Here is a 26,269-nt window from a genome sequence, read left to right on the forward strand (position 1 = left end):
ATGCCGTTGGAAAAGGTGAACAGCAAGGTCGTCAAGTCGACTCTCGTTCCAGGGCAGAACGTGCTGGCCCGAACCGGATCGATGCTCTACTACACCGGCGACGTCAGATTCGTCCCGCACAGCATGGGCGGCGGTCCTGGTGCGATGCCGAATATGGGTGGCATCGCGGGCATGGCCGGCCGGATGATGTCGGGCGAACATGCACGCATGATGGCGGCAGAAGGACAGGGCGAGGTCCACTACGGTCACGCCGGACTGTACGTCGACGTGATCCATCTGGACGGCTCGTCCATGCTCACCGTGGAAGCAGATCGTCTTCTAGCGCATGACGCCTACCTGCAAAGTTCGATCGTGGCCTTGACGTCGCAAGGTGGTGTTCGCGGCGCCGTCCGCGGTGCGATGACAGGGCAAGGACTGTTCACGACACAACTGCACGGGCAGGGAAGCGTCGCGGTGCTCTCGCACGGCGGGGCAATTCCTCTGCAGGTCGGTCCGAACAATCCCCAAGTTGTGGTGGACCCACAGGCGTACGTGTGCCACCTCGGGCAGATCACCGTCGACATCTCCGCCAACGTCGGCTGGCGTGAAGCCGTCGGCAAGGGCTCGGGGGAGTCCATTCAGCTGAAGATGACCGGTATGGGCACCGTCTGGGTTCAGGCGTCCGAGCAGAAGTTCTGAGGGAGAAATCGAATGAGTATCGAAATTCACACTCCGGCATCTCTGCCTGCGAACGACAACGTCCCGGGGAATGACTACGCCTTCTGCATCGAGCTGACCGGGCAGCCCTGGTTCACGTCCAAAGGCGCAATGATCGCGTACTACGGCATGGTCAATTTCGAGCCGCTCGGACGCACGAGCATGTCGGCGATGGTGGCGGCCAGATTCTCGTCGCCGCTGTACGCGGACGACTGGGTAATCGCCCAGGGCCAAGGCAAGCTGATTCTGGGCGACCGGGGATTCAACATCAATTCCTACGATCTCGACGACGGCAACCTCACGATCCGCGCTGCCAACCTGCTTGCCTTCGAGAACGGGCTCGAACTCAAACAGTCAATCGTGCCAGGCTTTTTGACGTTGCTCGGTACCGGGAAGTTTCTGGCGTCGTCCAACGGTCCGGTCATGTTTGCCGAACCTCCGTTGCGGATCGATCCACAGGCTCTCGTCGGCTGGGCTGACTGCCCGTCGCCGTCCCACCACTTCGACGCCGACTGGATGCAGAGCTTCCTCGGTTCGGTGCGGGGAACCATGTTCGGTGCGAATACGGGTGAAGAGAAACAGTTCGATTTCACCGGCGCCGGAACGGTGCTGATCCAGTCGAGCGAGAAGGTTCTCAACGACGGACACCTCCTGCGGCACATCCAGTCGGAGACTGTTGCACTCGGGCAGAACAGTCTGCGGGCGCTGCACACCTCGATCGGTTCGCAGCTCCAGAACTGAGCGCGAACGGTACGCGAGGTCTCGTCAGCTGCCTGTGTCCGGTAGCGTAAGGGCGTAATCGTCGGTATTTGTGTGCGCTGAGGGTCTTGTTCGCTCGAGTCGACCGCCTCGGCACGTCGCGAGGATTACACAACACATACCTGTGCACGGAGAAAACGTGCGCGAGAAATACTAGGGCTGGAGTAGTAATCCGATGACCGAGGACAGTCACCGCACAGCAGGCGCCTCCTACGCAGCAGCAGGAGTCGATATCGCCGCCGGCGACCGGGCGGTGGAACTCTTCGCCCCCATGGCCAAGAAGGCCAGCCGCCCCGAGGTCATGGGCGGCCTCGGCGGATTCGCCGGATTGTTCTCGCTCAAGGGTGACTACAAGGAGCCTGTCCTCGCTGCTTCCACCGACGGCGTCGGAACCAAGCTGGCCGTCGCTCAGGCGATGGACAAGCACGACACCGTCGGCCTCGACCTCGTCGCGATGGTTGTCGACGACCTCGTCGTCTGTGGCGCCGAGCCGCTCTTCCTTCAGGACTACATCGCCGTCGGACGCGTGATCCCCGAGCGAGTTGCCGAGATCGTGGGCGGCATCGCCGAGGGCTGCATCCAGGCCGGCTGCGCGCTGCTGGGCGGCGAGACCGCCGAGCACCCCGGCATCATGGCCGATGGTGACTACGACCTCTCCGCCACCGGCGTAGGCGTCGTCGAAGCGGAGAAGCTGCTCGGACCGGACCGCGTCCGTCCCGGCGACGTTGTCATCGCCATGGGATCCTCGGGTCTGCACTCCAACGGTTACTCACTGGCCCGCAAGGTGCTTCTCGAGATCGACCGCATGAACCTGAACGCACACGTCGACGAGTTCGGCCGCACCCTCGGTGAGGAGCTCCTCGAGCCCACCAAGATCTACGCCAAGGACTGCCTGGCCCTCGCTGCCGAGACCGACGTCCGCACCTTCTGCCACGTCACCGGTGGCGGCCTCGCGAACAACCTCGGACGCGTCATGCCCAAGGGACTCGTTGCCGAACTCGATCGTGGAACGTGGAGCCCCGCGGCAGTCTTCGCGATGATCGCGCAGCGCGGACGCGTCGAGCGCGCCGAGATGGAGCAGACCTTCAACATGGGTGTCGGCATGGTTGCCGTCGTCGCTCCTGAGGACGTCGATCGTGCGCTGGCCGTGCTCACCGCACGCCACATCGACTGCTGGACGCTGGGAAGCATCAAGAAGGCCTCGGACGCCGCAGCAGAGCGTGCGTTCCTGGCTGGAGATCACCCGCGCTTCTAAGCCGGTAAGACCACAAAGCTGCCCCACCGATTCAGTTCGGTGGGGCAGCTTTTTTGTGCGGATCGAGCACCTGGAAGAAGCACGCAAAAATGAGGAAGAGCGATCAGCTCTTCCTCATTTCACAGTCTGCGCAGATGGCAGTGCGCGGTCAACGCCGCCAGTCGTCGTAGTCGTCCTCTCGCGAATGCCCTTCCCTATCGGAAGTCTGGTCCGATCGGACACTGCTCCGATGCGAGTTGGTCGATCCACCTGCGAGCTCTCGTTGCAGGCTATCGAAATCCGTGGTCGGTACGCTGTACTTCAATTCGCGTGCAACCTTGGTCTGCTTTGCCTTAGCCCGGCCGCGGCCCATGGCTGACCCCCTCGCGCTTTCGCGGGGCGGCCTGGGGAATTTGGCGGCCCCGTTTGAGTGTGTAAGTTTCCTGACACACACTCTAGCCTGGAAAAGTCGCTTCCGCTTCCACGTGGCCCTCGTCGCCGTGTCTGTTTGCTCTCACTATGGCCGCGAGCTGCCAGGATGCTGACAGAACTGCTCAGAACTTTGTTAGAACTGCGCAAAAGTTTTCCCGGAACTACTCAGAAGTTCCCCGGAATCGCTCGAATCGTGCCCACGCGGGCATCCCCGCCGAACACCGGAGCCGACGCCAGAGCGGCCAATTCTTCGGTCCATTCGGTATTCATCCGCTTGAGTAGTGCGGCGGCCAACGGAAGCAGCGCCCGCTCGTGTCCGTCGTCGATCTTGAGAGCAAACGCCGAACCGTCGGGGAGGGCTCCCGCGTAGATACCGTCGTATCCGGTCTTGGTGAACAGGCCGCGCACCGCGGACATCAGACGCTGATCGTTGCGCCCGGTTCCGGAGACGAGGAATGGGTTGGCTCGCACGGCGTCGGCGACAGCGCGTTCCGGGGAATCAGGCGTCGCCGACGGCAGTCGACCGAAAGCTCGAGCCAGATTCGAGAGCGAGAGTGGCACGATCGGCAGGCCGCAGCCGTCGATTCCCAACTCCTGCTCCTCCTCGCCGCTGAGATCGAAGATCGTCTCCGCGATGGCGAGTTGCAGGGGATGTGTCGGTTCCATGTACGTCTCGAGCGGCCAGTCGTTCACCACGCACGTGGCGAGCATCGCGGAGTGCTTGCCCGAACAGGTCATGTAGATCGGGCTGGGGAGCTGGCCTGCGGCAATCAGCTCGGCGCGGGCCAGTTCGTTGCCTGGCAGATCTGCAGGGCACTGCAATTGATCTACGCGGAGGTCGTAACGTTCGAGTAGGCCCTCGACGAGTTCGATGTGGTCGGCTTCACCGGCATGCGACGACGCCGCGACGGCCAGTTCCTCCGGGCTGCTTGGTTCGAAGCCGTTGCGGAGCGCTGCGACGGCCTGCAGCGGCTTGTTTGCCGAGCGGGGATAGATGGGTGTGTGGATTTCGCCCACCCCCACAACCAGGTCGCCGTTGGCGTCGAGGATGACGGCCGATCCGCGGTGTACACACTCGCGGAATCCGGAGCGGACAACTTCGACCAGTTCAATGCTCACGAATGCACCTGTGTTTCCGCTCGTTCCATGAATGTGCTGATCCGCTCGAGGACGTTCGGCGCAAGATCGTGGTGACCGTTCAACAGTTGCCGCAGATGTTCGGGATCTGCGCCTGTGAATACTTGTCGAACCGTGACGCCGTGATCGGGGACGTGCACTCGCGTGACCGTATCGCCGGCTGCGAGTGTGCCCGTTCGGTTCACTCGCAGATACGCGCCGACATCGGCTCGCTGGGTGAACCGCTTGACCCAGCCCTTCTCGCCCGACCAGAGTCCGAAGGTGCCACACGGCACGCGGGGCCCGGTGACTTCGAGTTCCACCACATCGGACGAGTCCGCTCCGGTGATGTGCCAACGTTCGCCGATGACCGCGTCGGTCACGGCGATACCGCTGAGGCGAAGGTTCTCACCGAACCAACCGGGATGGAGAGGTCGGCCCAACTCCGTCGACCAACGCTGCGCTTCGGCATGGTCGTACGCGTAGACGGCTTGATACGCGCCGCCGTGGAATTCGGTGTCGCAGACATAGTCGCCGCCGAGGCCGAGTCGGCCCAAGGGGACCCGGCCGTCGACGGATCGTTTGTCGATTGCGGTTCGAGTCACGCGTTTGACGCCGCTGTCGCGTTCGGCATGTACGACGCACACGGCGTCCACGATGCCGGTCACTTCCCGCGCAATCGGTTGACGGCTTCACGTCCGGCCTGAGGTGCGTTGTCGTCGACTATCGAGTCCGGATCGATCGACGCGGCGCTGGGACCGGCAACTAATTCGGTCCCAGCGGGGACGTTGCGCTTTACCAGTGCGAGCGCGATAGGCCCGAGCTCGTGATGATTGACGACGGTTCCGACGCGGCCCACTGCGCGGCCACCGGCTGTGACGGGGTCGCCCGGTTCGGGGAGGGCTTCGGCGCTTCCGTCGAGGTGCAGGAGAACGAGGTGACGCGGCGGCTTGCCGAGGTTGTGCACGCGCGCGACGGTTTCCTGACCGCGGTAGCAGCCCTTCTCGAGGTGGACCGCGCCGTGTTCGTCGGGGCCGCCGATCCACCGAACCTCATGCGGGATGGTCTTCTCGTCGGTGTCGAGCCCGATTCGGGGGCGGACGGCTTCCACACGAAGGGCCTCGAAGGCCCAGGTTCCGGCGGGTGTGGCGCCGGCGTCGGTGAGCTTGGTCCACCAGGCTGCCAAGTGCTCGCGGGGTACGAGGAGATCGAAGGAGTCTTCGGTCGGCCACGGCATCCGACGGACGAAGCCGCCGCCTGGCAGGGCATGCGCGTCGTACACGCCGACGGGCGCACTCGTGCCGACGGCGTCGAGGACCGAGGCGGCTTTCGGCCCGAGAATGCTGAGAACGGCAAGTTCGTTGCCGTCGCGGGGTTCGGCCTTGGACCAGAACACCATCTTCTTCAGGAAGGCGAGGAGTGCGGGGCCTCGATCGGCCTCGGTGTCGATCCAGGTGACGCCGCCGAGGTCCGTCTGGACAAAGTGGTGCTCGACGCGGCCGTTGATGTCGAGGCTGAGATTCTCGGCGCTCTTCCCGTCGGGGAGCGCGGCAACGTGCTGGCTCGAAATAGTGTGCAGCCAGGTGAGTCGCTCGTCGCCGGGAATGGCGATGACAAATCGGTGGCTGCGATCGACGACGATCGCGTCGCGCTGCGCAGTCCGTTGCTCACCGAGTGGATCGCCGTGATGCCACGCGACACCGATGTCGACCGATCCGTCCGGGGCTGCGACCGCACCGGGGGCAGTCATGAGTGGGCTGTTGGGCACAAGAGCGTTGTCGACCACGTCACCAGTCTAGGAGTGTGGTCCGCGCGTTGGTCGAGTGCGGGGCGTGAGCGGTGTTTTCCGTCGCTAGTGTTGAGGGTATGGCTGATCGCGTATTGGTAACTCTCGACCATGAGGTGCTCGATGCTGACGCACCCTTTCTCCATGCTGACGACTTGGCTGTCGTGCGGGGCGACGGGGTATTCGAGACGTTATTGGTTCGGGGTGGCCGAGCGCGGGTAGTCGAAGCTCACCTGAGCCGACTGGTTCTCAGCGCCGAGGCATTGGGTTTGCCTGCCCCGGTACTCGACGACTGGCGTCTGGCGATCGAGATGGCCGTCGAGGAGTGGGGCAGCGAGAAGGAAGGCGCGTTGCGTCTCGTCCTGACGCGCGGGCGTGAGAGTGGGGACAAGCCGACGGCTTTCGTGATGGTCGGACCGGTGGCGGATCGGGTGCGGCAGGTGCGAGAAGCGGGTTTGTCGGTGATCACGCTCGAACGCGGATTCTCGGTGGATTTGTCGGCACGCGCGCCGTGGCAGTTGCTGGGAGCGAAGACGTTGTCCTACGCAACCAACATGGCTGCACTGCGCTACGCCGGCACTTTGGGGGCCGATGATGTGATCTTCGTCAGTTCGGAGGGCAATGTGTTGGAAGGGCCGCGTTCGACGGTGGTGGTCGTGCGGGACAGGACTTTGATCACACCGCCGCCCGCTCAGGGCATTTTGATGGGCACAACACAGCGTGCTCTGTTCGACGTCGCCAAGGGAGCTGGCTTCGACAGTCGTTACGAAACCCTGCGACCTGCGGACTTGATCGCAGCGGACGGTGTGTGGATGGTTTCGAGCGTCACGCTGGCAGCGCGCGTCAATACACTGGACGGCTTTGCTTTACCAGAGCCTAAAGTCTCTGCCGAATTCACGAAGTTGGTCGAACGCGCCGTCGACTAGAGAGCGGGGCCGAATTGGGCGAATAGGAATCCTCGACGGTCTCTACTACCTTGAGTAGTAGCAAAGTCCTGCGGTCCAAACCGGACAGCAGTACCGTGTCCGCAGGGGCCGAGCGAACGCCCGCGTCTCGAACCCCGAAGCCTGTCCCAGGGCCCTACTCTCGGAGTAGCCAATGGATACTTTGGACGTCTCCAGGTGGCAGTTCGGTATAACTACCGTCTACCACTTCATCTTTGTTCCGCTGACCATCGGATTGGCTCCGATGATCGCGATCATGCAAACCATGTGGGTCGTGACCAAAAAAGATCATTGGTACCGACTCACCAAGTTCTTCGGCAAGCTGTTCCTCATCAACTTTGCCATCGGCGTAGCCACCGGCATCGTGCAGGAATTCCAGTTCGGTATGAACTGGAGTGAGTACTCACGATTTGTCGGCGACGTCTTCGGTGCACCGCTGGCTCTCGAAGGTCTTGTGGCCTTCTTCATGGAGTCCGTATTCATCGGGCTGTGGATTTTCGGTTGGGGCAGGCTACCCAAACTTGTTCACCTGGCATGTATTTGGCTCGTGGCGATCGGCGTCAACGCGTCGGCGTTCTTCATCATCGCAGCCAACTCGTTCATGCAGCACCCTGTCGGAGCGGTGTACAACCCGGAGACGGGTCGTGCTGAGCTGACCAGCATCTGGGAGTTGTTGACCAACAACACCGCGCTTGCCGCATTCCCGCACGCAGTAGCAGGTGCCTTCCTGACTGCGGGAACCTTTGTCGCCGGCATCTGTGGTTGGTGGATGGTGCGAAACATGCGCCGCACCAAGACCGTCGGCCCAGCGGAGGCGACAAAGCTCGAAACCGATGCCAGGACGATGTACCGTCCCGGTGCCCGATTCGCGTTGCTGGTGATCATCATTGCCGGTATCGGCGTCATCTACACCGGCGACGTCCAAGGCAAGCTCATGTTCCAACAACAACCCATGAAGATGGCGTCGGCAGAGTCGCTGTGTGAGACCGAGATGGATCCGGATTTCTCACTCCTGACCATTGGAACGCACAACAACTGCGACAGCGTGACTCACGTAATCAAGGTGCCGTTCGTTCTTCCGTGGCTGGCCGAGGGCAAGTTCACCGGTGTGGAGCTTCAAGGCGTCAACCAGCTGCAGGAGCAGGCCGAGCAGGACTTCGGCCCCGGCAACTACCGTCCGAATCTCTTTGTCACGTACTGGTCATTCCGCGCGATGATCGGCCTCGCCGCCGGTTCCGCAGCCTTGGCACTTGCCGGTCTGTGGGTAACCCGCAGGGGTCGGGTACCGGACCAGAAGTGGTTCGGAATCCTGAGCCTTGTCGCGATTCCCATGCCGTTCCTCGCCAACAGTGCGGGCTGGATCTTCACCGAGATGGGCCGCCAGCCCTGGGTGGTGCATCCCAACCCGACCGGCGTGGACATGATCAGACTCACTGTCGACCAAGGTGTTTCGGACCACGCGTCGGCAACGGTCTGGGTCTCGTTGATCACCTTCACCCTCCTGTACGGCGCTTTGGGTGTCGTCTGGTTCAAGCTGATCGTGCGATACGCGAAGGAAGGCCCGTTGGAACACGACATGCATCCGCCGGGAGATACCGACCACGAAGAGCCGGAAGATCCGGACAAGCCCAAACAACTGTCGTTCGCGTACTAGGAGGCGATCATGGGACTTCAAGAAGTATGGTTCGTGCTCGTCGCAGTACTGTTCGTCGGCTACTTCGTCCTCGAAGGCTTCGATTTCGGTGTCGGAATGCTCATGCCGATTGTCGGCAGAGGCAGTGGCCTACCGGCAGATACGCGTCGACGCGTTGCGCTCAACACCATCGGTCCGGTCTGGGACGGCAACGAAGTGTGGCTCATCACGGCCGGTGGTGCGCTGTTCGCCGCGTTCCCCGAGTGGTACGCGACGTTGTTCTCCGGCTTCTACCTACCGCTGCTGATCATCCTGGTGGCCTTGATCGTTCGCATCGTTGCCATCGAGTGGCGAAGCAAGATCGACGACGACAAATGGCGTCAGCGTTGCGACTGGGGCATCATTTTCGGCTCCTGGGTTCCCGCAGTTCTGTGGGGCGTGGCATTCGCGAACATCGTTCGGGGCGTGGAGATCAATGCCGACAAGCAGGTCGTTTCAGGATTCTTCGATCTGCTCAACCCGTACGCATTGCTCGGCGGCCTGACCACTGCTCTGGTGTTCGCGCTGCACGGCGCAGTGTTCCTGGCACTCAAGAGCGCCGACGAGGTTCGCGAAGATGCGGTGAAAATTGCTGCCCGACTCGCGATTCCGGCGGTTCCGGTGGCCGGCGCATTTGTACTGTGGACCCAGCTTGCATACGGCAAGGGATGGACGTGGATTCTGGTTGCCGCTGCGGCAGCAGCATTGATCGGCGTTATCTTCCTGACCCGCGCTGAAATGGAAGGGTGGGCGTTCGTGCTCACCACGGTGGCCGTCATCGCGACCGTCGTGCTGCTGTTCGGCTCCCTGTTCCCGAATGTCATGCCGTCGACGCTGGATCCGGCGTACAGCTTGACCATCGAGAACGCGTCGTCGAGTCCGTACACGCTCAAGGTGATGACATGGGCCGCGGCGTTCATGACGCCGATCGTGATCATCTACCAGGGCTGGACGTACTGGGTATTCCGTCAACGCATCTCCACCAAGCAGATTCCACCGTCGATCGGGCTGAAGTTCAAAGCCAAGACGTGGTAAATCCGGCATCAGTGCCTCGAAAGAAGTGACGGTCGAATTCAAGTGACAATCGAGGTAGGCGACGTTCCCACCACTCGGGAGCGTCGCCGCGGACCGATCGATCCGCGCCTGTGGCGGCATTCCGCCTCTGCGCGTGGATATCTGATTCTGACAGTCGCCCTGTCGATGATCAACGTCGTGATGGTCATAGTCTCGGCGCTCATGATCGGCCGGGTGCTGGCCGGAGTCATCACCACCCGAACCGTCGATATTTCTTCGTGGACAACCGAACTCGGCGTCCTCGCAGGCGCTGTCGGGATTCGGATACTGGGAACCTGGCTGCAAGCGCGGTTTGCTCACCGCGCGTCGACCCGTGTGGTGGCCGAGATCAAGGAGGGTGTGCTCACGTCGGCGACGGCGATGAGTCCCCGCGATCTCGACCCACGTCGAGATGAAATCGCTACGGTTCTCACCCGTGGTGTCGACGGTCTGGCTCCGTATCTGACGGGTTATCTACCGTCGTTGATCCTGTCGGTGACTCTGACCCCGATCACGCTGATAGTTATTGCCCTGCAAGATATGACGTCGGCAGTGATCATCTTGATCACGTTGCCTTTGATTCCGATCTTCATGATCCTGATCGGATTGCTGACAAAGGGTAAGTCCGAGAAGACCCTGGCTGCGATGACAACGTTGTCGTCGCAATTGCTCGATCTCCTCTCGGGTTTACCCACGTTGCGAGCGCTCGGTCGACAAGACGGTCCGGCCGAGCGGGTTCGGGAACTGGGCGATTCGCATCGCCGCACCACGATGTCCGCGCTGCGGGTCGCCTTCCTGTCGTCGATGGTGTTGGAATTCCTTGCAACGCTGAGTGTTGCGTTGGTCGCAGTCAGTATCGGCTTGCGGCTCGTGTACGGGGACATGTCGCTGGAGCCGGGCGTCGTTGCGTTGATTCTTGCCCCGGAGGTGTATCTGCCGTTGCGGATGGTGGGAATGCAATTTCACGCGGCCGAGGACGGAATGGCGGCTGCGGACAAAGCTTTCAGTGTCATCGAAGCGGACACCTCTGCACCCGTCGGCGGCGCAGTCGTGGTTGATGCGCGCGGCACGGACATCGTTTTCGACACGCTGAGCGTGAATTCGCGTGGTGGTGTTGCGCCGTACGAGCTTTCGGGAGTGGTGCGACCCGGTGCGATCACCGTGCTCACCGGAGCAAATGGTTCCGGCAAGTCGAGCGCGGCGCAGGCCCTGCTCGGGTTGATCGAACCCAGCGGTGGTTTTGTGAGCGTCGGCGGAACGGACGTTCGACAACTCGACGAGAATGCGTGGTGGGCGCAGATCGCTTGGCTGCCGCAACATCCGGTCATGGTGCCGGGAACCATTCGGGAAAACCTCGAACTCACCGGACCCATCGACTCCGATGCGCTGCACAATTCTTCTGTGGCCACAGGGTTCGACGGAGTTCTTGCCGAACTGTCGTCAGGTCTCGATACCGTGGTGGGGGCCGGGGGTGTCGGTCTCTCGCTCGGGCAGCGGCAGCGGCTGGCACTGACACGTGTGCTGTCGTCCGATCGGCCCGTCCTTGTGCTGGACGAACCCACCGCCCACCTGGACGCGGATTCGGAAACTACGGTCCTGGATGCATTGCGAGCGCGAGCGAAGGGCGGCGACACCGTCATAGTCATCGGACATCGCCCCAGCGTGCTTGCCGTCGCAGATCAGATCATCGAGGTGCACGCACATGAGAACTGACCACCGCGATCCGTTGCTGCGCGCACTGGGTCTCCTCGAACTGCAACCACGACGCGTACTCATCGCTGCCGCGGCCGGAGTGGCGACGCTCGGCAGTGCTCTGGCGTTGGCGGCGCTGTCGGCCTGGTTGATCACCAGGGCCTGGGAAATGCCGCCGGTACTGGATCTCAGCGTTGCTGTTGTCGCCGTGCGTGCTCTGGGTATCTCCCGGGGTGTATTCCGCTACTTGGAGCGTCTCACGACGCACGATGTTGCGCTGCGCGGGACAACGTCCGCGCGGGCCCGGATATACGCGCGTCTTGCAGCGGGTAACCCGGCTGCGGCCGCCGGCCTGCGCCGTGGCGACTTGCTTGCGCGTACCGGAGCCGACGTCGATGCAGTTGGTGATGTGGTGGTGAAAGCACTTGTCCCCATAGCTGTATCGGCTGTTCTTGCCGTTTCCGCCGTGGGCATCTTGATGTTCATCTCCGTGCCGGCGGCAATGGTCTTGGCGATCGCGCTCGCGGTCTCCGGAATCCTGGCTCCCTGGTTATCGGCCCGCGCTGCTCGAATTGCTGAATCCGACAGCTCTTCTGCTGCTGTGCGATTCAGTGCGTCAGCGGTCACCGCGCTCGATCATTCTGCCGAGCTTCGAGTGGCGGGACGTTTGGACGCTGCCGTGTCCGACGCGGTGTCGGCCGAAGGCGACGTAGTCGATGCTACCGACCGCGCTGCGGTGCCGAGCGCATTTGCCGCTGCCGCAACACCTCTCGCAGTGGGAGTCAGCGTCCTGGCGTCGCTGCTCATCGGCATCGTGCTCTACGGGAATACCGACATGACACCGATGGCACTGGGCATCCTGGTATTGCTCCCGCTCTCGGCGTTCGAGGGAACTGCGGCTCTGCCCACTGCTGCAGTGGCATTGACCAAAGCCCGGTTGGCGTCGGCGCGAATCATGGCGGTACTCGACCGCGCAGACGAGGAGATCGCAGAGGGCGACAACGCGTGGCCCGAGTCGGATGTCCTGACAGTCGACGGACTCTGCGCCGGGTGGCCTGGAGGCAACGTCACCGCGCCACTCACGTTCGACGTGCGTCCCGGCGCGCGGATCGCGTTGGTCGGCCAAAGCGGATCAGGAAAGACAACGGCCCTGATGACGATGGCGGGGCTCCTCCCACCGGTATCGGGGACAATTTCAGTTGGCGGCGTTCCGATTTCAGAGATCGAACCAAAAGATCTTCGCCGACACATCGGGTTCTTCGCAGAAGACGCACATCTCTTCGAGACCTCCGTGCTCGAAAATCTGCGAGTAGCGCGCGGCGATCTGACGCCCACCGCCGCGGCGACAGTACTCGGTGACGTCGGCCTGGGGGAGTGGCTCGCTCACCTGCCCGACGGACTCGACACCGTTCTCGTCGGCGGCATGAGAGCAGTCTCAGGCGGCGAGCGTCGGCGTTTGCTGCTGGCCCGGGCGGTCGTCTCACCCGCGCAAATCCTGCTGCTCGACGAACCAACCGAACACATGGATGCCGAAGCCGGCGCGGAGGTGCTGCGTGAACTGCTCGGACGAGACGGCACTCTGCTGGGTCGGCATCGGACCGTCGTGGTCGTCACCCATCAACTTCCGGAACACACTGGAGCTGACCAGGTGATATGCGTCGGAAAAGTTTCGGCGGAAAATAGATTGCCGTCGCGGTGAAGTGGGCGTACTTTCTCCTGTACACAAGGAAGGAGGTGGTCTGAAATTGAAGTACAGACGGACGCGTGAGGTGGCTGCCAGCTAGCCGCAATCGCTGACGGAATTCACTTACCGCAGGAGCGGCCGGCGAATCCCGGGCAGCCACCCGACCCCCGAGCCCCCGATCAGTCCGACCGGGACCCACGCGAAAGCGTGGGTATGGCTCGGGGGTCGCTTCGTGCGGTGGGCAGCAGTTAGCCGATGTAGCGGGTGAGCCGCGCCGAGTAGCGCGGTTCGAGCGCGCCGTCCGCGAGGATTCGCTCCTCGACGTATGCGAGGTCGCCACCTTCGACGATGCCGTACAGACGCTTTGCGCCGCCGTACAGTGCACCGGACTGGCTGCGGATCACGACGTCGGTCGCGAGCTCCCACGAGGACTGGGTGAGCGCGGTTCCGTAGTACATTTCGACGACGCCTGAGCTGTGGGTGAGGAGTAGTTCGACTACTTCCTCGTTCACGCTGCCGGGGATGCCGTCGCCGCCCATGCGCCAGTAGCCGCTTTCGCGCGTGTCTGGCTTGGTGTAGTTGCCCTCGGCGTCGAGAACCCAGGATCGGGATTCCCAGCACAGGTAGGGGCCACCGTCGTGGGAGATGACGATTTGTTGCCCGAAGGGGTAGTCGCCCGTTTCCGGGTCATGCCCTTCGCCTTCGCCGCGCCAGACGCCGACAAGCGGCAGCAGGGCGAGAAGGGCGGGATTGATGTCCGGGCCGAGTCGCAGATTTGCGGTGTCCTCGGGGACCGGGAGATCCGGGAGAGTGGGAATGTTGAGTGAAGCTGTCGACTTGGAACGTTCGACAGCTATCGCGACTGCCTCATCCCCGCTTCCGCGCCTGATGGCACCTGAAGCGGTGGAATCGTCAGCTGTCGCGTCAGACCCTGATCCCGGAGCTTGACTCACGATTCGTCGGTGACCAAACGGTAAACGACGTACACGGAGAACCAAGCGATCATGACGGATGCGAGTGCGAGAAGTACCTCGAAGAAGATGACCACGTGCCTATCTTAGACGGCCTCGACCTACCGGAAAAATCGGGAGGCTGTGACAAATCAAACGACAAGAAAAGGTCCCGCATCCTCCTGGGATGCGGGACCTTTGCCGGTGAGTCCGGAACTTACTTGCTGACCGTGACATCCACGTTGTGGACGCCCGATGTTTCGGGGTTCACGGCGCTTGTGCCGTTGCCGGAGCTGGAGAGTGCGCGCACAGTCCAGGATCCGGGGGCGGCGAAGAAACGGAAGTCGCCGGTAGCGGACGCGACGACCTCGGCGGTGAATTCGTCGGAGCCGTCGAGCAAGCGCACGAATGCGCCGCCGATGGGCTGGCCGTCAGCCGCGAGGACACGGCCGGTGATGACGGTTTCCTTCTCGACGTCGACGCCGGCAGGCAGGGTCTGACCCTGAGTAGGTGCTCCGCACATGTTCTATGCTCCCAATTCGATCGGTGCGCCGACGAGTGAGCCGTATTCGACCCAGCTGCCGTCGTAGTTCTTGACGTTGCTCTTGCCGAGGATTTCCTGCAGTACGAACCAGGTGTGGCTCGAACGCTCACCGATGCGGCAGTAGGCAATGGTGTTCTTGGTGTCGTCGAAGCCCTTGTCCGCGTAGAGCTTTGCAAGGTCGTCGTCGGACTTGAAGGTGCCGTCTTCGTTGGCGGTGGTGCTCCACGGGATGTTGATCGCTGTGGGGACATGGCCACGCTGCTGAGCCTGCTCCTGCGGAAGGTGCGCGGGTGCGAGGATCTTGCCGGAGAACTCGTCGGGGCTACGGACGTCGACGAGGTTGACGGAGCCGATGGAGGAGATGACCTCGTCGCGGAATGCGCGGATCGAGAAGTCGGGTGCCTCGGCCTTGTACTGCGTTGCGGGACGGGTTACTTCGTCCTTGGACAGCTCGCGCCCGTCGAGTTCCCACTTCTTGCGGCCACCGTCGATGAGCTTGATGTCCTTGTGGCCGTACAGCTTGAAGTACCAGTAGGCGTAAGCGGCGAACCAGTTGTTGTTGCCACCGTAGAGGACGACGGCGTCGTCGTTGGCGATTCCCTTGGCCGAGAGGAGGTCTGAGAACTGCTCCTGGTTCAGGAAGTCACGGCGGACGCTGTCCTGGAGGTCCTTGCGCCAGTCGAGCCGGACTGCACCTTCGATGTGGCCGCCGTCGTATGCACTGGTGTCCTCGTCCACCTCGACAAAAACGGTCTTGGGGGCGTTGAGGTTCTGCTGCGCCCAGTCGGCGGAGACTAGGACGTCGGAGCGAGCCATGGTGTTCCTTTCGATGTGGTCGTGCTCGATATGGTCTTGCGGGGGTATGTGTCCGGTGGGGTTACCGGTGATGCGCTTTCACGCGGTGGTTGCTCTTCCGATTGTGCGGAATCGCGTTACTAGTGGGTAGATCTGGCAGCCGAGGCAGATGCCGAAGGCTGCGTTCAGAAGAGCAGCGAACAGGGCAAATCCTGTGGCGACTGTGCCGACGACGGTGGATCCGGCAAGGAATCCGACGGTCCCGGCGAGCGCGAAGACAAAGCCGACGAACTGTGCGAAGCGCAACGGCGCAACAGGTTCACGTTCGCGCACGGGTGAGATGCGAGGGGCGACGAGTTTGCCGAAGATCAGTCCGTACGGGCTGCGCTTGGGTCCGGTGACGGCGCCGATCGCGAAGACTATTGCCTGCAGTGCCAACAGTGCGGTGGCGGCGGGCAGAGAGAATGCTGAAAGGATCAGTGTCAGAACAAGTATCGCGGTGGTGATCCACGCGGCGAACCGCGGACCGCGCACGTCGACCTGCTCGGATTGCGAAGTGGTGGTGGACATCGGGTGTGCTCCTGCGTTGGTTGCATGGTGCCTGCCTGGGCCGAGAATCTCAGACTTCAGGCTCGGAGATATGTGGGCTGGAAGGCCCGTTATCGGCGAGAGTGATCACGTGAGCGAAAGGCTCGAATCTCAGCGAAGGCTGAGCGCTGGGTGATCAGCAACAAGAACAGCAACAACCACCGAGGCGGCACAGGTCTACTGCGCGGCGTCGGGTGAGCATGAGCTCGTGGCGGGTTTGCACGGTTGGGAGTTTACCCTGCAGACGGCGAATTTGGGGTACCGGGTGTTGAGAAGGGCGCGAGCGCGCTTGTGAGGTCCGCGGTGGACGGCACCCCGGACACTCGGAATCGTTCCACCAGGTCTCGGTCGAGGATAAAGGTGGTCGGCAACGACAGGACGCTCATCTCACGCGCAAGCGCCGGGTTCTTGTCGATGTCGAGTTCAACGTCGACGGGTGGATGAGGGGCGTTTGCCATTGTGGTCACCACCTGATCGACGACGCGGCGGACGGCGCTGCACGGACCACACCAGTCTGCGGAGAAATGCAGGACGACTGGTCCGGAGCCGGGCGCTATACCTGCTGCGGCGAGGAGTTCGATGCGGCTGCCGACGGCTTCGGAGGTACCCGAGCCGCTGGCTCGAACGGCTCCGCTGCGTGATTTGAGGAGCAGTCCGACCGCGACAACGGCGACGAGGGCGATGAGTAGAACTGTGATACCGGTCATTGGTTCTGCAGATCTGCGAGGTTGATGACTGTGTTTTCCGTGCTGCCTTCGATCACTATGCGACCGCCTTCCGCGTAGACGAGGCTCGGCTTCAGATTGAAGGGAAGTGACTGTGGATCGATGGTGTAGCTGAACATGCCGAGGACGATCGGCTCGAGAACCGCCGGGATCGAGAAGTTCGCTTCGCCTTCGGGGCCGAAGTAGAGATTGCTTGCCACGATCTTGACCTGATCTCCCTCGAGCACGAGGTTGGCCTGAACACTGACCGCGGTGTCGATGGGGCCGACGGGGACCGTTCCGCTCAGAACGATCGCGCCCGCGGTGCTCGCCCCGGTACCGCCGCTGCCGCCCGTACCGTCGGACTTGTCGGCAGGAGGAGAGGAAACCTGCAGGTCAGGTATATCGAGGAGCTTGCCGAGGTCCGTGGCGATGATGCCCATTCTGCCGTCGAGCTTGTCGACGGGAAGTTCGGTCACCCTGCCGTTGACCAGGTCCGAGAACGGGACGGTGACTCCTCGCAGATCGGCTTCGACGGTGACTTCGCCGACGATGTTGCTCTGGACTCCGGTTGCCCGGATGTAGACGTCTTCGTACTTGCCGCCCAGCGCTTGCGTGAGGAACGGGAAGCCGTTGAACGTGACTTCGGGGTCGGCATCGAGTGATGCGCCGGCTCGTAGCTCGCGGGAAACTCGGTATTCCGCGTACGCGGCGGCACCGAAATCGGCGACCAGTCCGAGGCCGAGGAGGAAGACGATGCCGATGATCAGTTTGCGCACAGCACCATTGTGACGGACTCCGTCGTAGGTTCGGTGCGACGGTCCCAACGGCGCGCACGCTAATGTAGGGACCGACCAAAAGGGTCGAACTACCAGAGCGTCGCCCTGTCCGGGGTGCGCGGGCTACTAGATAGGAGGCCGTGTGGAGCTGCTTCTCCTCACCTCCGACCCCAACCCGGATGCAGTTCTTCCGGCGTTGGCGCTGCTGGCGCACTCGGTTAGGCCTGCTCCCACTGAGGTTTCGTCGCTGCTCGAGGCAAGTTCGGCCGACATCGCGTTGGTCGACGCACGCACCGATCTGGCTGCCGCACGAGGGTTGTGTCGATTGCTGGGAAGTACGGGATCTGCCGTGCCGGTCGTGGCTGTCCTGACCGAGGGCGGGCTTGTTGCCGTCAACGCGGACTGGGGGTTGGACGACATTCTCCTGCCCGGTACGGGACCCGCTGAGGTGGACGCCCGATTGCGGTTGTTGCTCGCCCGCAGTGGCGGCGTTGCCAGTCCCGAAGCGTCAGGAAAGATCACGCTGGGCGAATTGGTTATCGACGAGGGGACGTACACGGCACGACTGCGTGGACGGCCCCTTGATTTGACTTACAAGGAATTCGAACTGCTCAAGTACCTCGCGCAGCATGCGGGACGGGTGTTCACTCGTGCGCAGTTGTTGCAAGAGGTGTGGGGTTACGACTTCTTCGGTGGCACCCGGACCGTGGATGTTCACGTGCGTCGGTTGCGGGCCAAGCTCGGCACCGAATACGAATCCTTGATCGGTACAGTCCGAAATGTCGGATACAAGGCGGTTCGCCCGACGCGTTCCAAGAACGGGGCTGCGGCGCCGATTCGATTCGAGGACGACGATGTCGATTACGAGGCTGCAGACGGATCGGTGTTGTGACATGAGTTGGAGCGATGTGCTGACGCCGGATCAGGCTCGGCAGGTGTCGGGACTTGTCGACCGTGCAACGGAATTCGACGGCAAGGCGCCGGTTTCCGAGCAGGGTCGGCACGCGATTGCCGGCCGTGGTCAGGCTCGGCACCTCGTGATCCTCGACGACGGTGTCGTCGTCGGATACGCCCAACTGCAAGCCGGTTCGGACGAGCACCCGGACATGGCGGAACTCGTCGTGGATCCTGCTCACAGGCGGCAAGGTATCGGAACTGGCCTTGCCGCTTCGGTTTTCGACGAAGGCCGACCGGGAACGCGAGTCTGGGCGCACGGAAACATCGACGCGGCAGTGGAGTTCGCCAAGAGTCTGGATCTGGTCAGTGTTCGTGAACTCCTCCAGTTGCGCAGACCACTCGGTGCTCCGCAGCTTCCGGAAATTGTTGTTCCGGAAGGTGTTTCGCTGAGGACGTACCGCGGCCGCGAAGACGATTCCGAGATCTTGCGGGTCAACAACGCCGCATTCTCGTGGCATCCCGAGCAAGGTGGCTGGACGCAAGCGGAGATCGATGAGCGAACCGCCGAGGGGTGGTTCGATCCCGCCGGGTTGTTTCTGGCGTTTGCGGACACCGATCCGAACACGCTTCTGGGGTTTCACTGGACCAAGGTTCATCCGCCCGAGGGCGACGAACCGGAGCTCGGTGAGGTGTACGTCGTCGGTATCGATCCGGCGGCGCAGGGACGCGGGCTCGGTCGGGTTCTGACGCTCGCCGGCATGCACTACCTGCGTGAGCGGGGTCTCGATACGGTTCTCCTGTACGTCGAGGGAGACAACACGGCAGCCCTCAACACGTACGAGAAACTGGGCTTCGAAAAGTTCCACACCGACATGGCCTATGCCCGAAATTCCTGACTTTCTCAGGCGACTCGAATAAATCTCCGGTCTGTTCATGCTCCGTTCACTTTGTGTGGTCCAGCCGGACACCGCGCCCCCCTACTTTTCTCTATGGGCAGCGCCGCGCTGCCTGATGCAGTAATGCGCTGCATCTCATGTCGCCGCCTGATCGTGGGCCCGGCGGTAGCTATTTCCGGAGGACCGAAGGTGAATTTCAAGCGCAGTGGTGCTCTGCTCGGCGTAGTGGCCGTGGGTGCTATGACCTTGGCAGCATGTGGCAGCGACAACAACGCATCGTCGAGTGGTGTGGACACATCCGCTTCGACTGCAACATGTGAAGGCAAGGAAAAGATCTCTGCGGCTGGTTCATCGGCGCAGAAGAACGCGATGGATCAGTTCGTCGCCACGTACATCGCTGTCTGCCAGGAAAAGGGCAAGACAGTCAACGTTGCTTACAACCCCAGTGGTTCGGGTGACGGCCGCACCCAGTTCATCGCCGGCCAGATCGACTTCGCCGGCTCCGACTCGGCGATCAAGGACGAGCAGGCGGACAAGGCCAAGGAGCGTTGCGTCGGCGGCGAAGCCTGGAACCTTCCCCTCGTTTTCGGTCCGATCGCGGTGGCCTTCAACCTCGACGGCGTCGACAACCTCGTGCTCAATGCCGAGGTTCTTGCCAAGATCTTCAACGGCGGCATCACCAACTGGAACGATCCGGCCATCGCTGCCCTCAATCCGGACGCGAAGCTTCCCGATCTGAAGGTCACGCCCGTGATCCGCTCCGATTCCTCGGGAACCACGGACAACTTCCAGAAGTACCTCGAGGCAGCATCGAACGGTGCCTGGACCTCGGGTGCCGGTTCTGACTTCACCGGTGGCGTCGGTGAGGGCGCCAAGGGTTCGGCCGGAGTCGCTCAGGCAGTTTCGACGGCACCGGGCTCCATCACCTACGTCGAGAAGTCGTTTGCCGATCAGAACAAGCTGTCGATGGCCGAGATCAACACGGGCACCGAAGCTGTTGCACTGACCAATGACACTGCTGCCGCGTCGATCTCCGGCGCGAAGTTCAAGTCGGACGCAACCGGCGACCTGACGCTCGACCTCGCGTCGATCTTCAAGACCAACGAAGCCGGCGCCTACCCGCTGGTTCTCGCGACGTACTCCATCGTCTGCTCCAAGGGCTACGACGCCGATACGTCTGCCGCTGTGAAGTCGTTCCTGACGAGTGCCGCGAACGAGGGACAGGCCAACCTTGCCGAGCAGGGTTACGTCCCGCTGCCGGCAAACGTGCAGGACCGTCTGAACGCGTCGATCTCAGCCATCGGCTGATTCGACCGCGGACTCGTACGGACAAGCCCATGGATCTACATTCAAACGTGAAGGAATGTGAGCGCACATGAGCGACGCGCCCATCACATCAGCATCTCGTTCCTCCGGCTCCGCAACCAGCGGAGCCGGGGTGGGCGGTCCGAACGGCATCACGGAGGACACGATTACTTCCATCAAGGCTTCAGAAGTCGAGCAGCCACCGAAGGACGACGGTCCGGCCGGCGGTAGCAGCAAGACCGTGACCCGACCGGGTGACCGCATCTTCAGTTCGCTGGCTTCGGGTTCGGCCATCTTCATCACCGTTGTCATCGCGGCGATCGGTGCCTTCCTGATCTGGCGCGCCGTCCCTGCGTTGAGCCGCAACCAGGTCAACTTCCTGACCAGCCGTGAATGGGTCACGCAGGACATCAACGCGATGGCGTTCGGTGTTCTCGACCTCTTCCAGGTCACGGTCCTGGTGTCGCTGTTCGCTCTGGTGCTGGCGATGCCGATCGCGCTCGGTATCGCGATCTTCCTGACGTCGTACTCGCCTAAGTGGCTCACGCGTCCGCTGTCCTACACGATCGACCTGCTCGCGGCAGTCCCGTCCATCGTCTACGGACTCTGGGGCCTGCTCGTGTTCGCTCCGGCGATCACTCCGGTTGCCGTGTGGCTCAACGACACTCTCGGTTGGTTCCCCCTCTTCGCCGACGGTAGCGGTTCCATCACCGGCGGCGGCACCATCTTCACCGCCGGCATCGTGCTGGCCGTCATGATCCTTCCCGTCATCACGGCGGTGACCCGCGAAGTGTTCATCCAGACCCCGCGCTCGCAGATCGAAGCTGCACTCGCGCTCGGTGCGACGCGCTGGGAAGTTGTGCGCACCACCGTCATTCCGTTCGGTAAGTCCGGCTACATCAGCGGATCGATGCTCGGTCTCGGCCGCGCACTCGGTGAGACCATGGCCCTGTACCTGATCCTGCGCACCACCTCGCAGGCATTCGGCTGGTCTCTGTTCGACGGCGGATCGACCATCGCCTCCAAGATTGCCCTCGGTTACGCGGAGTTCAACAACGACATCCAAGCGGGTGCGTACATCGCAGCCGGTCTGGTGCTGTTCGTCCTGACCTTCGTGGTCAACGCTGCTGCCCGCGCCGTGATCGCCGGAAAGAAGGACTGACCCATGAGCACCACTCTGGACCGCCCGGTCAAGGCGCCCACCTTCCAAGGCGTCGGAGCAAAGCGTCGGGCCACGGACGTCACTGCGACGATCCTGGTCAGCCTCGCCGTTCTGGTTGCCCTCATTCCGTTGGTCTGGGTGCTCTACACGGTGATCGCAAAGGGCCTGCCCGCGTTGACGTCTGCGACCTGGTTCACGAACTCGATGAGCGGCCTGACAGCGTCGGCGTCCGGTGGCGGTGTCTATCACGCACTGGTCGGCACCTTGATGCAAGGCGTTGTGTGCGCGGTCTTCTCGATCCCGCTCGGAATCTTTGTTGCCATCTACCTGGTGGAGTACGCGGACCGTAAGTCCAAGCTCGGCAAGCTCACGACCTTCATGGTCGACATCCTCAGCGGTGTTCCGTCCATCGTGGCCGCGCTGTTCATCTACGCACTGTGGATCGCGACGTTCGGATTCCCCAAGTCGGCATTTGCCGTCTCGCTCGCGCTGGTGCTGCTGATGGTCCCGGTCGTCATCCGATCCACGGAGGAAATGCTTCGCATCGTCCCCATGGACCTGCGTGAGGCGTCGTACGCACTCGGTGTTCCCAAGTGGAAGACCATCTCGAAAATCGTTCTGCCGACGGCACTTCCCGGCATCATCACCGGCGTCATGCTGGCCCTGGCCCGCGTACTCGGTGAGACCGCGCCGCTGCTGATCCTCGTCGGCTATGCACCGTTCATCAACTTCGACCTGTTCAACGGCGAAATGGGCACGCTGCCTTCGCTCATGGTCGCCGAGATGAACAACCCGACCGACGCCGGCACCAACCGCATCTGGGGTGCCGCCCTGACTTTGATCCTGCTGATCGCGATTCTCAACATCGTCGCCAAGCTGATCGGTCACTTCTCACAGGTCCGCAGCAAGTGACGCGGCCACAGAACATGTTTGTACTCGACAGCGTTAACAACTCAGTAGGGAGCCGGTAATGGCCAAGCGTCTGGATCTCAAGGACGTCAACATCTACTACGGCAAGTTCCACGCCGTTGCCGATGTCGGCCTCTCCGTCCCACCCCGGAGCGTCACCGCGTTCATCGGTCCGTCCGGTTGCGGTAAGTCGACCGTGCTCCGGTCCCTCAATCGCATGCACGAGGTCATTCCCGGTGCGCGCGTCGAAGGTTCCGTGTTGCTCGACGGTGAGGACATCTACGGCTCCAACGTCGATCCGGTGGGCGTTCGCAAGACCATCGGCATGGTGTTCCAGCGACCCAACCCGTTCCCGACCATGTCCATCAAGGACAACGTCGTCGCCGGGTTGAAGTTGCAGGGTGAGCGCAACAAGAAGCGCCTCGACGAGGTCGCCGAGCGGTCCCTGCGCGGAGCCAACCTGTGGAACGAGGTCAAGGATCGCCTCGATAAGCCCGGTGGAGGACTCTCAGGCGGCCAGCAGCAGCGTCTGTGCATCGCGCGGGCCATCGCGGTCTCGCCCGACGTCCTGCTCATGGACGAGCCGTGCTCGGCTCTCGACCCCATCTCGACTTTGGCGATCGAAGACTTGATCACCGAACTCAAGAAGGACTTCACCATCGTCATCGTCACGCACAACATGCAGCAAGCTGCTCGCGTGAGTGATCAGACCGCGTTCTTCAACCTAGAGGCAACCGGCAAGCCGGGGCAGCTCGTCGAGATCGACGACACCGAGAAGATCTTCTCCAACCCGACGCAGAAGGCCACTGAGGACTACATCTCGGGCCGCTTCGGATAAACCGCTTCGGATAAACCGCTTCGGGATAAACCGCTTCGGGATAAACACTGCACGACCATGTTTCACCCCCGTTTCCAACAGGAGACGGGGGTGAAACTTTTTGGTGGTGGTGATAGTTCCCACTTCGGCCCGCAGCGCTGAGCATCGTTGGGCGCGCGAATAATTCGATGAGCAGCGCAAGTGCGTCCATCGGGCGGCGGAGTGGCCGACAGTGTGAATCTCGTAGATACTGGCGACGCTTCGGGCAATGCTAATCTCGCCCAACAGTGTGCTGTCGAATCTGCGTCGTCAGCACAGTGCCAGATCATTTTTCGTTCCACAACCGGAAGGGCTAGTCAGTGCACCTCACCCCTTCAGATACCGAAAAGCTGCTGTTGAGCGTTGCGGGCATGGTCGCTCGCGATCGACGCGAGCGCGGGGTACTTCTGAATTACCCCGAAGCGATGGCGCTGATCTCGTGTTGGATTCTCGAGCGGGCGCGTGACGGTATGACGGTTGCGGAACTGATGAACGCCGGTCGCCAGGTGCTCACGCGCGACGACGTCATGGAAGGGGTACCCGAGATGATTGCAAATATCCAGGTGGAGGCCACTTTTCCGGATGGTCGCAAGCTGGTCACCGTGACGGAGCCCATCCGATGATTCCCGGCGAAGTGCGGGTGTCTTCCGAACCGCTCGAGTTCGGCGCAGATGCTCACAGGATCACGCTTGTTGTCGTCAACGACGGCGATCGACCTATCCAGATCGGATCGCATCTGCACCTTCCGGCGGCCAACCCGGCGCTGACATTCGATCGCAAAGCGGCCGACGGGTTTCGGCTCGATATTCCGTCCGGGACCTCGGTGCGTTTCGAGCCCGGAGTCTCTCGCACGGTGACGCTGATCGAACTCGGTGGACTCAAGCGAGTTCCCGGCCTGCAGATCGGATCCGGCGACCAACTGCCCACCCATGCGCGCGAACCCAAACCGGTGTTGCCGTTCGGGACACCGGGCGTCGAGGTGGAGGAACCGCTTCGGGCGTCGTCGGTGAATGTTCGCATCAGTGACATCGCGGCCACGGATGGCGCAGTGGCGACAGACGAAGCAGCGCAGAGTGACGACACAGACGAGGTGACCGCGTAGTGAGCACGATGGATCGGCGTGGATACGCGTCGCTGTTCGGCCCCACAGCGGGCGACCAGATCCGGTTGGCAGATACCGACATCTGGATCGAGATCGAACATGACTACACCGCAACCGGCGACGAAATGGTGTTCGGCGGTGGCAAGAGCATCCGTGAATCCATGGGGCAGGGCACAACCACCCGGGATCAGGGCGCACTCGACGTGGTCATCACCAATGCGGTGATTCTCGATCACTGGGGAATTGTCCGGGCAGACGTCGGAATTCGTGACGGCCGCATCGTGGCGATCGGGAAGTCGGGTAACCCCGACATCATGAACGGCGTGCATCCCAAGCTGCTCATCGGACCGAGCACCGACGTGATCGCCGGGGAGGGAAGGATTCTCACCGCTGGGGCGATCGATACGCACGTTCATATTCTCAGTGAGATCGAGATGCTGGAAGCGCTCGCCACCGGCACGACAACAATTGCCGGCGGTGGCACCGGACCGACCGAGGCCACCAAGGCCACCACGGTCACGCCCGGCGCCTGGTCGCTCACGATGATGCACCGCGCGCTCGACCACATTCCGCTCAACGTGCTGCTCCTGGGCAAGGGCAGCACCGTCAGCCACGAGGCGCTTCGTCAGGAAGCGCTCGCCGGGGCCGGCGGATTCAAGGTGCACGAGGACTGGGGTTCCACCCCGGCCGCGATCGACGCAGCCTTGCGCGCTGCCGACGAATTCGGTCTCCAGGTGGCACTCCATGCCGACAGCCTCAACGAAACCGGCTACGTACAGCACACTTTGGATGCTATCGCCGGTCGAGGCATTCACGTATTCCACGCTGAAGGCGCAGGCGGTGGGCATGCTCCCGACATTATCGTGACGGCCGGTGAAGCGAATGTTCTTCCGGCATCGACCAATCCGACGTTGCCGCACACCGTCAACACGGTTGCCGAGCATCTCGACATGCTCATCGTGTGCCACGCGCTCAACCCCCGGGTGCCGGAGGATCTTGCGTTCGCAGAGTCTCGTATCCGCCCGACAACCATTGCGGCAGAGGATTTCCTGCACGATATCGGCGCAATCTCCATCACGTCGTCCGACGCTCAGGCCATGGGCCGGATCGGTGAGGTAACCCTGCGAACCTGGCAGGTAGCGCACGTGATGAAGGCGCAGCACGGCAAGCTGGGCTCGTCGATGCCCGCCGACAACGAGCGTGCCCGTCGATACGTCGCGAAGTACACGATCTGCCCCGCAGTGGCGCACGGTATCGATCACGAAATCGGCTCGGTCGAGGCCGGAAAAATGGCCGACCTGGTCCTGTGGGATCCCGCGTTCTTCGGGGTGCGTCCGGCCGCGGTCATCAAGGGTGGCGCGATAGTCGCTGCGCCGCTGGGAGATCCCAATGCCGCGATTCCGACGCCTCAGCCGGTGTTCGTGCGCCCCGCGATGGCGTCCGCACCGGGTTCGGCTCCACACCTGTCCACGACCTTCGTCTCGCCGATGGCAATCGAGGACGGGCTGGCAGGCCGACTCGGGCTCACTCGCACGCTCACCGCGATCCGCCCGACGCGTCATCTCACCAAAGCCGACATGCCGAACAACACGGCACTTCCGTCCATCGACGTCGATCCGGAGACCTTTGCCATCAAGGTCGACGGTGATCTGATCCAACCCAATCCCGTCGATGTAGTGCCGATGGCTCAGCGCTACATGCTGTTCTGATGCCC

Annotated in this window: 28 protein-coding genes; 17 read left to right on the forward strand and 11 right to left on the reverse strand. The window is 62.4% G+C overall.

Going from position 1 to position 26,269, the window contains the following annotated elements; translation table 11 throughout:
• The 3 genes from RG2_RS16805 to purM all read left to right on the forward strand — a co-directional run bounded on the left by RG2_RS16805 (position 1) and on the right by purM (position 2,710).
• Complete coding sequence (locus tag RG2_RS16805; RefSeq protein WP_033233947.1) at positions 1-678, forward strand: AIM24 family protein; 678 nt, start codon at positions 1-3, stop codon at positions 676-678.
• Positions 679-690: 12 nt separating this feature from the next.
• Positions 691-1,437 carry an AIM24 family protein gene (locus RG2_RS16810; protein ID WP_033233948.1) on the forward strand — a complete coding sequence of 249 codons (747 nt, stop codon included), beginning with the start codon at positions 691-693 and terminating at the stop codon, positions 1,435-1,437.
• 193 nt (positions 1,438-1,630) lie between these two features.
• Positions 1,631-2,710 (forward strand): phosphoribosylformylglycinamidine cyclo-ligase, encoded by a 1,080-nt coding sequence (gene purM / locus RG2_RS16815; protein WP_033233949.1) that lies wholly within the window; start codon positions 1,631-1,633, stop codon positions 2,708-2,710.
• 148 nt (positions 2,711-2,858) lie between these two features.
• On the opposite strand, the gene RG2_RS16820 is transcribed toward purM, so the two are convergent.
• From RG2_RS16820 to ygfZ, 4 genes are all read right to left on the reverse strand, one after another.
• Positions 2,859-3,062, reverse strand: a complete 204-nt coding sequence (locus RG2_RS16820; RefSeq protein ID WP_033233950.1) for a DUF3073 domain-containing protein — start codon at positions 3,060-3,062, stop codon at positions 2,859-2,861.
• A gap of 224 nt (positions 3,063-3,286) precedes the next feature.
• Positions 3,287-4,240, reverse strand: coding sequence for an asparaginase (locus RG2_RS16825; RefSeq protein ID WP_033233951.1), 954 nt, complete (start codon positions 4,238-4,240; stop codon positions 3,287-3,289).
• Entirely contained in the window at positions 4,237-4,905 is a 669-nt protein-coding gene (locus RG2_RS16830; protein WP_033233952.1) for an MOSC domain-containing protein, read from the reverse strand. The genes RG2_RS16825 and RG2_RS16830 overlap by 4 nt, the downstream gene beginning before the upstream one ends.
• The gene (gene ygfZ, locus RG2_RS16835) at positions 4,902-5,987 is read right to left on the reverse strand and encodes a CAF17-like 4Fe-4S cluster assembly/insertion protein YgfZ (protein ID WP_116538810.1); all 1,086 of its coding nucleotides are present in this window, start codon (positions 5,985-5,987) and stop codon (positions 4,902-4,904) included. The genes RG2_RS16830 and ygfZ overlap by 4 nt, the downstream gene beginning before the upstream one ends.
• A gap of 116 nt (positions 5,988-6,103) precedes the next feature.
• Here ygfZ and RG2_RS16840 point away from each other — a divergent pair, with 116 nt between their 5' ends.
• The 5 genes from RG2_RS16840 to cydC all read left to right on the forward strand — a co-directional run bounded on the left by RG2_RS16840 (position 6,104) and on the right by cydC (position 13,083).
• Positions 6,104-6,949 (forward strand): aminodeoxychorismate lyase, encoded by an 846-nt coding sequence (locus RG2_RS16840; protein ID WP_033233954.1) that lies wholly within the window; start codon positions 6,104-6,106, stop codon positions 6,947-6,949.
• 172 nt (positions 6,950-7,121) lie between these two features.
• Positions 7,122-8,621 (forward strand): cytochrome ubiquinol oxidase subunit I, encoded by a 1,500-nt coding sequence (locus RG2_RS16845; protein ID WP_033233955.1) that lies wholly within the window; start codon positions 7,122-7,124, stop codon positions 8,619-8,621.
• A gap of 9 nt (positions 8,622-8,630) precedes the next feature.
• Positions 8,631-9,674, forward strand: coding sequence for a cytochrome d ubiquinol oxidase subunit II (gene cydB / locus RG2_RS16850; RefSeq protein WP_033233956.1), 1,044 nt, complete (start codon positions 8,631-8,633; stop codon positions 9,672-9,674).
• Positions 9,675-9,716: 42 nt separating this feature from the next.
• Positions 9,717-11,405, forward strand: coding sequence for a thiol reductant ABC exporter subunit CydD (gene cydD, locus RG2_RS16855; protein WP_051730459.1), 1,689 nt, complete (start codon positions 9,717-9,719; stop codon positions 11,403-11,405).
• Positions 11,395-13,083 (forward strand): thiol reductant ABC exporter subunit CydC, encoded by a 1,689-nt coding sequence (cydC, locus tag RG2_RS16860; protein WP_033233957.1) that lies wholly within the window; start codon positions 11,395-11,397, stop codon positions 13,081-13,083. The genes cydD and cydC overlap by 11 nt, the downstream gene beginning before the upstream one ends.
• A 233-nt stretch (positions 13,084-13,316) precedes the next feature.
• Here the strand turns inward: cydC and RG2_RS16865 are convergent, their stop codons facing one another.
• From RG2_RS16865 to RG2_RS16890, 7 genes are all read right to left on the reverse strand, one after another.
• On the reverse strand, positions 13,317-13,958 hold the full coding sequence (locus tag RG2_RS16865) for a heme-binding beta-barrel domain-containing protein (RefSeq protein ID WP_172935982.1): 642 nt from the start codon (positions 13,956-13,958) through the stop codon (positions 13,317-13,319).
• A gap of 277 nt (positions 13,959-14,235) precedes the next feature.
• Positions 14,236-14,541, reverse strand: coding sequence for a DUF1416 domain-containing protein (locus tag RG2_RS16870; protein WP_033233959.1), 306 nt, complete (start codon positions 14,539-14,541; stop codon positions 14,236-14,238).
• 3 nt (positions 14,542-14,544) lie between these two features.
• A complete protein-coding gene (locus tag RG2_RS16875) occupies positions 14,545-15,378 on the reverse strand; it encodes a sulfurtransferase (RefSeq protein WP_033233960.1) in 834 nt (277 codons plus the stop codon).
• Between the two features lie 78 nt (positions 15,379-15,456).
• Positions 15,457-15,927, reverse strand: coding sequence for a DUF4395 domain-containing protein (locus RG2_RS16880; protein ID WP_033233961.1), 471 nt, complete (start codon positions 15,925-15,927; stop codon positions 15,457-15,459).
• Between the two features lie 154 nt (positions 15,928-16,081).
• Positions 16,082-16,168: a putative leader peptide gene (locus tag RG2_RS32715; RefSeq protein WP_353805918.1), complete on the reverse strand. Its 87-nt coding sequence runs from the start codon at positions 16,166-16,168 to the stop codon at positions 16,082-16,084.
• 10 nt (positions 16,169-16,178) lie between these two features.
• Positions 16,179-16,652, reverse strand: a complete 474-nt coding sequence (locus tag RG2_RS16885; RefSeq protein ID WP_033233962.1) for a thioredoxin family protein — start codon at positions 16,650-16,652, stop codon at positions 16,179-16,181.
• Positions 16,649-17,428 (reverse strand): LmeA family phospholipid-binding protein, encoded by a 780-nt coding sequence (locus RG2_RS16890; RefSeq protein ID WP_033233963.1) that lies wholly within the window; start codon positions 17,426-17,428, stop codon positions 16,649-16,651. The genes RG2_RS16885 and RG2_RS16890 overlap by 4 nt, the downstream gene beginning before the upstream one ends.
• A 142-nt stretch (positions 17,429-17,570) precedes the next feature.
• Between RG2_RS16890 and RG2_RS16895 the strand changes: the two genes are divergently transcribed.
• The 9 genes from RG2_RS16895 to RG2_RS16935 all read left to right on the forward strand — a co-directional run bounded on the left by RG2_RS16895 (position 17,571) and on the right by RG2_RS16935 (position 26,264).
• Complete coding sequence (locus RG2_RS16895) at positions 17,571-18,320, forward strand: winged helix-turn-helix transcriptional regulator (RefSeq protein WP_033233964.1); 750 nt, start codon at positions 17,571-17,573, stop codon at positions 18,318-18,320.
• A 1-nt stretch (position 18,321) separates the two neighbouring features.
• Complete coding sequence (gene mshD / locus RG2_RS16900; RefSeq protein WP_033233965.1) at positions 18,322-19,221, forward strand: mycothiol synthase; 900 nt, start codon at positions 18,322-18,324, stop codon at positions 19,219-19,221.
• A gap of 189 nt (positions 19,222-19,410) precedes the next feature.
• Complete coding sequence (gene pstS, locus RG2_RS16905; RefSeq protein WP_033233966.1) at positions 19,411-20,529, forward strand: phosphate ABC transporter substrate-binding protein PstS; 1,119 nt, start codon at positions 19,411-19,413, stop codon at positions 20,527-20,529.
• A 67-nt stretch (positions 20,530-20,596) separates the two neighbouring features.
• A complete protein-coding gene (gene pstC / locus RG2_RS16910; protein ID WP_033233967.1) occupies positions 20,597-21,688 on the forward strand; it encodes a phosphate ABC transporter permease subunit PstC in 1,092 nt (363 codons plus the stop codon).
• 3 nt (positions 21,689-21,691) lie between these two features.
• The gene (gene pstA, locus RG2_RS16915; protein WP_033233968.1) at positions 21,692-22,600 is read left to right on the forward strand and encodes a phosphate ABC transporter permease PstA; all 909 of its coding nucleotides are present in this window, start codon (positions 21,692-21,694) and stop codon (positions 22,598-22,600) included.
• 58 nt (positions 22,601-22,658) lie between these two features.
• Entirely contained in the window at positions 22,659-23,435 is a 777-nt protein-coding gene (gene pstB / locus RG2_RS16920; RefSeq protein ID WP_033233969.1) for a phosphate ABC transporter ATP-binding protein PstB, read from the forward strand.
• 338 nt (positions 23,436-23,773) lie between these two features.
• Positions 23,774-24,076: an urease subunit gamma gene (locus tag RG2_RS16925; RefSeq protein ID WP_033233970.1), complete on the forward strand. Its 303-nt coding sequence runs from the start codon at positions 23,774-23,776 to the stop codon at positions 24,074-24,076.
• Entirely contained in the window at positions 24,073-24,555 is a 483-nt protein-coding gene (gene ureB, locus RG2_RS32625; RefSeq protein ID WP_045068827.1) for an urease subunit beta, read from the forward strand. Before RG2_RS16925 ends, ureB begins: the two co-directional genes overlap by 4 nt.
• Positions 24,555-26,264 carry an urease subunit alpha gene (locus tag RG2_RS16935; protein WP_033233971.1) on the forward strand — a complete coding sequence of 570 codons (1,710 nt, stop codon included), beginning with the start codon at positions 24,555-24,557 and terminating at the stop codon, positions 26,262-26,264. The genes ureB and RG2_RS16935 overlap by 1 nt, the downstream gene beginning before the upstream one ends.
• Positions 26,265-26,269: the final 5 nt, after the last annotated feature.

This window comes from Rhodococcus globerulus NBRC 14531 (genome assembly GCF_001894805.1).
Lineage (GTDB): Bacteria > Actinomycetota > Actinomycetes > Mycobacteriales > Mycobacteriaceae > Rhodococcus_F > Rhodococcus_F globerula.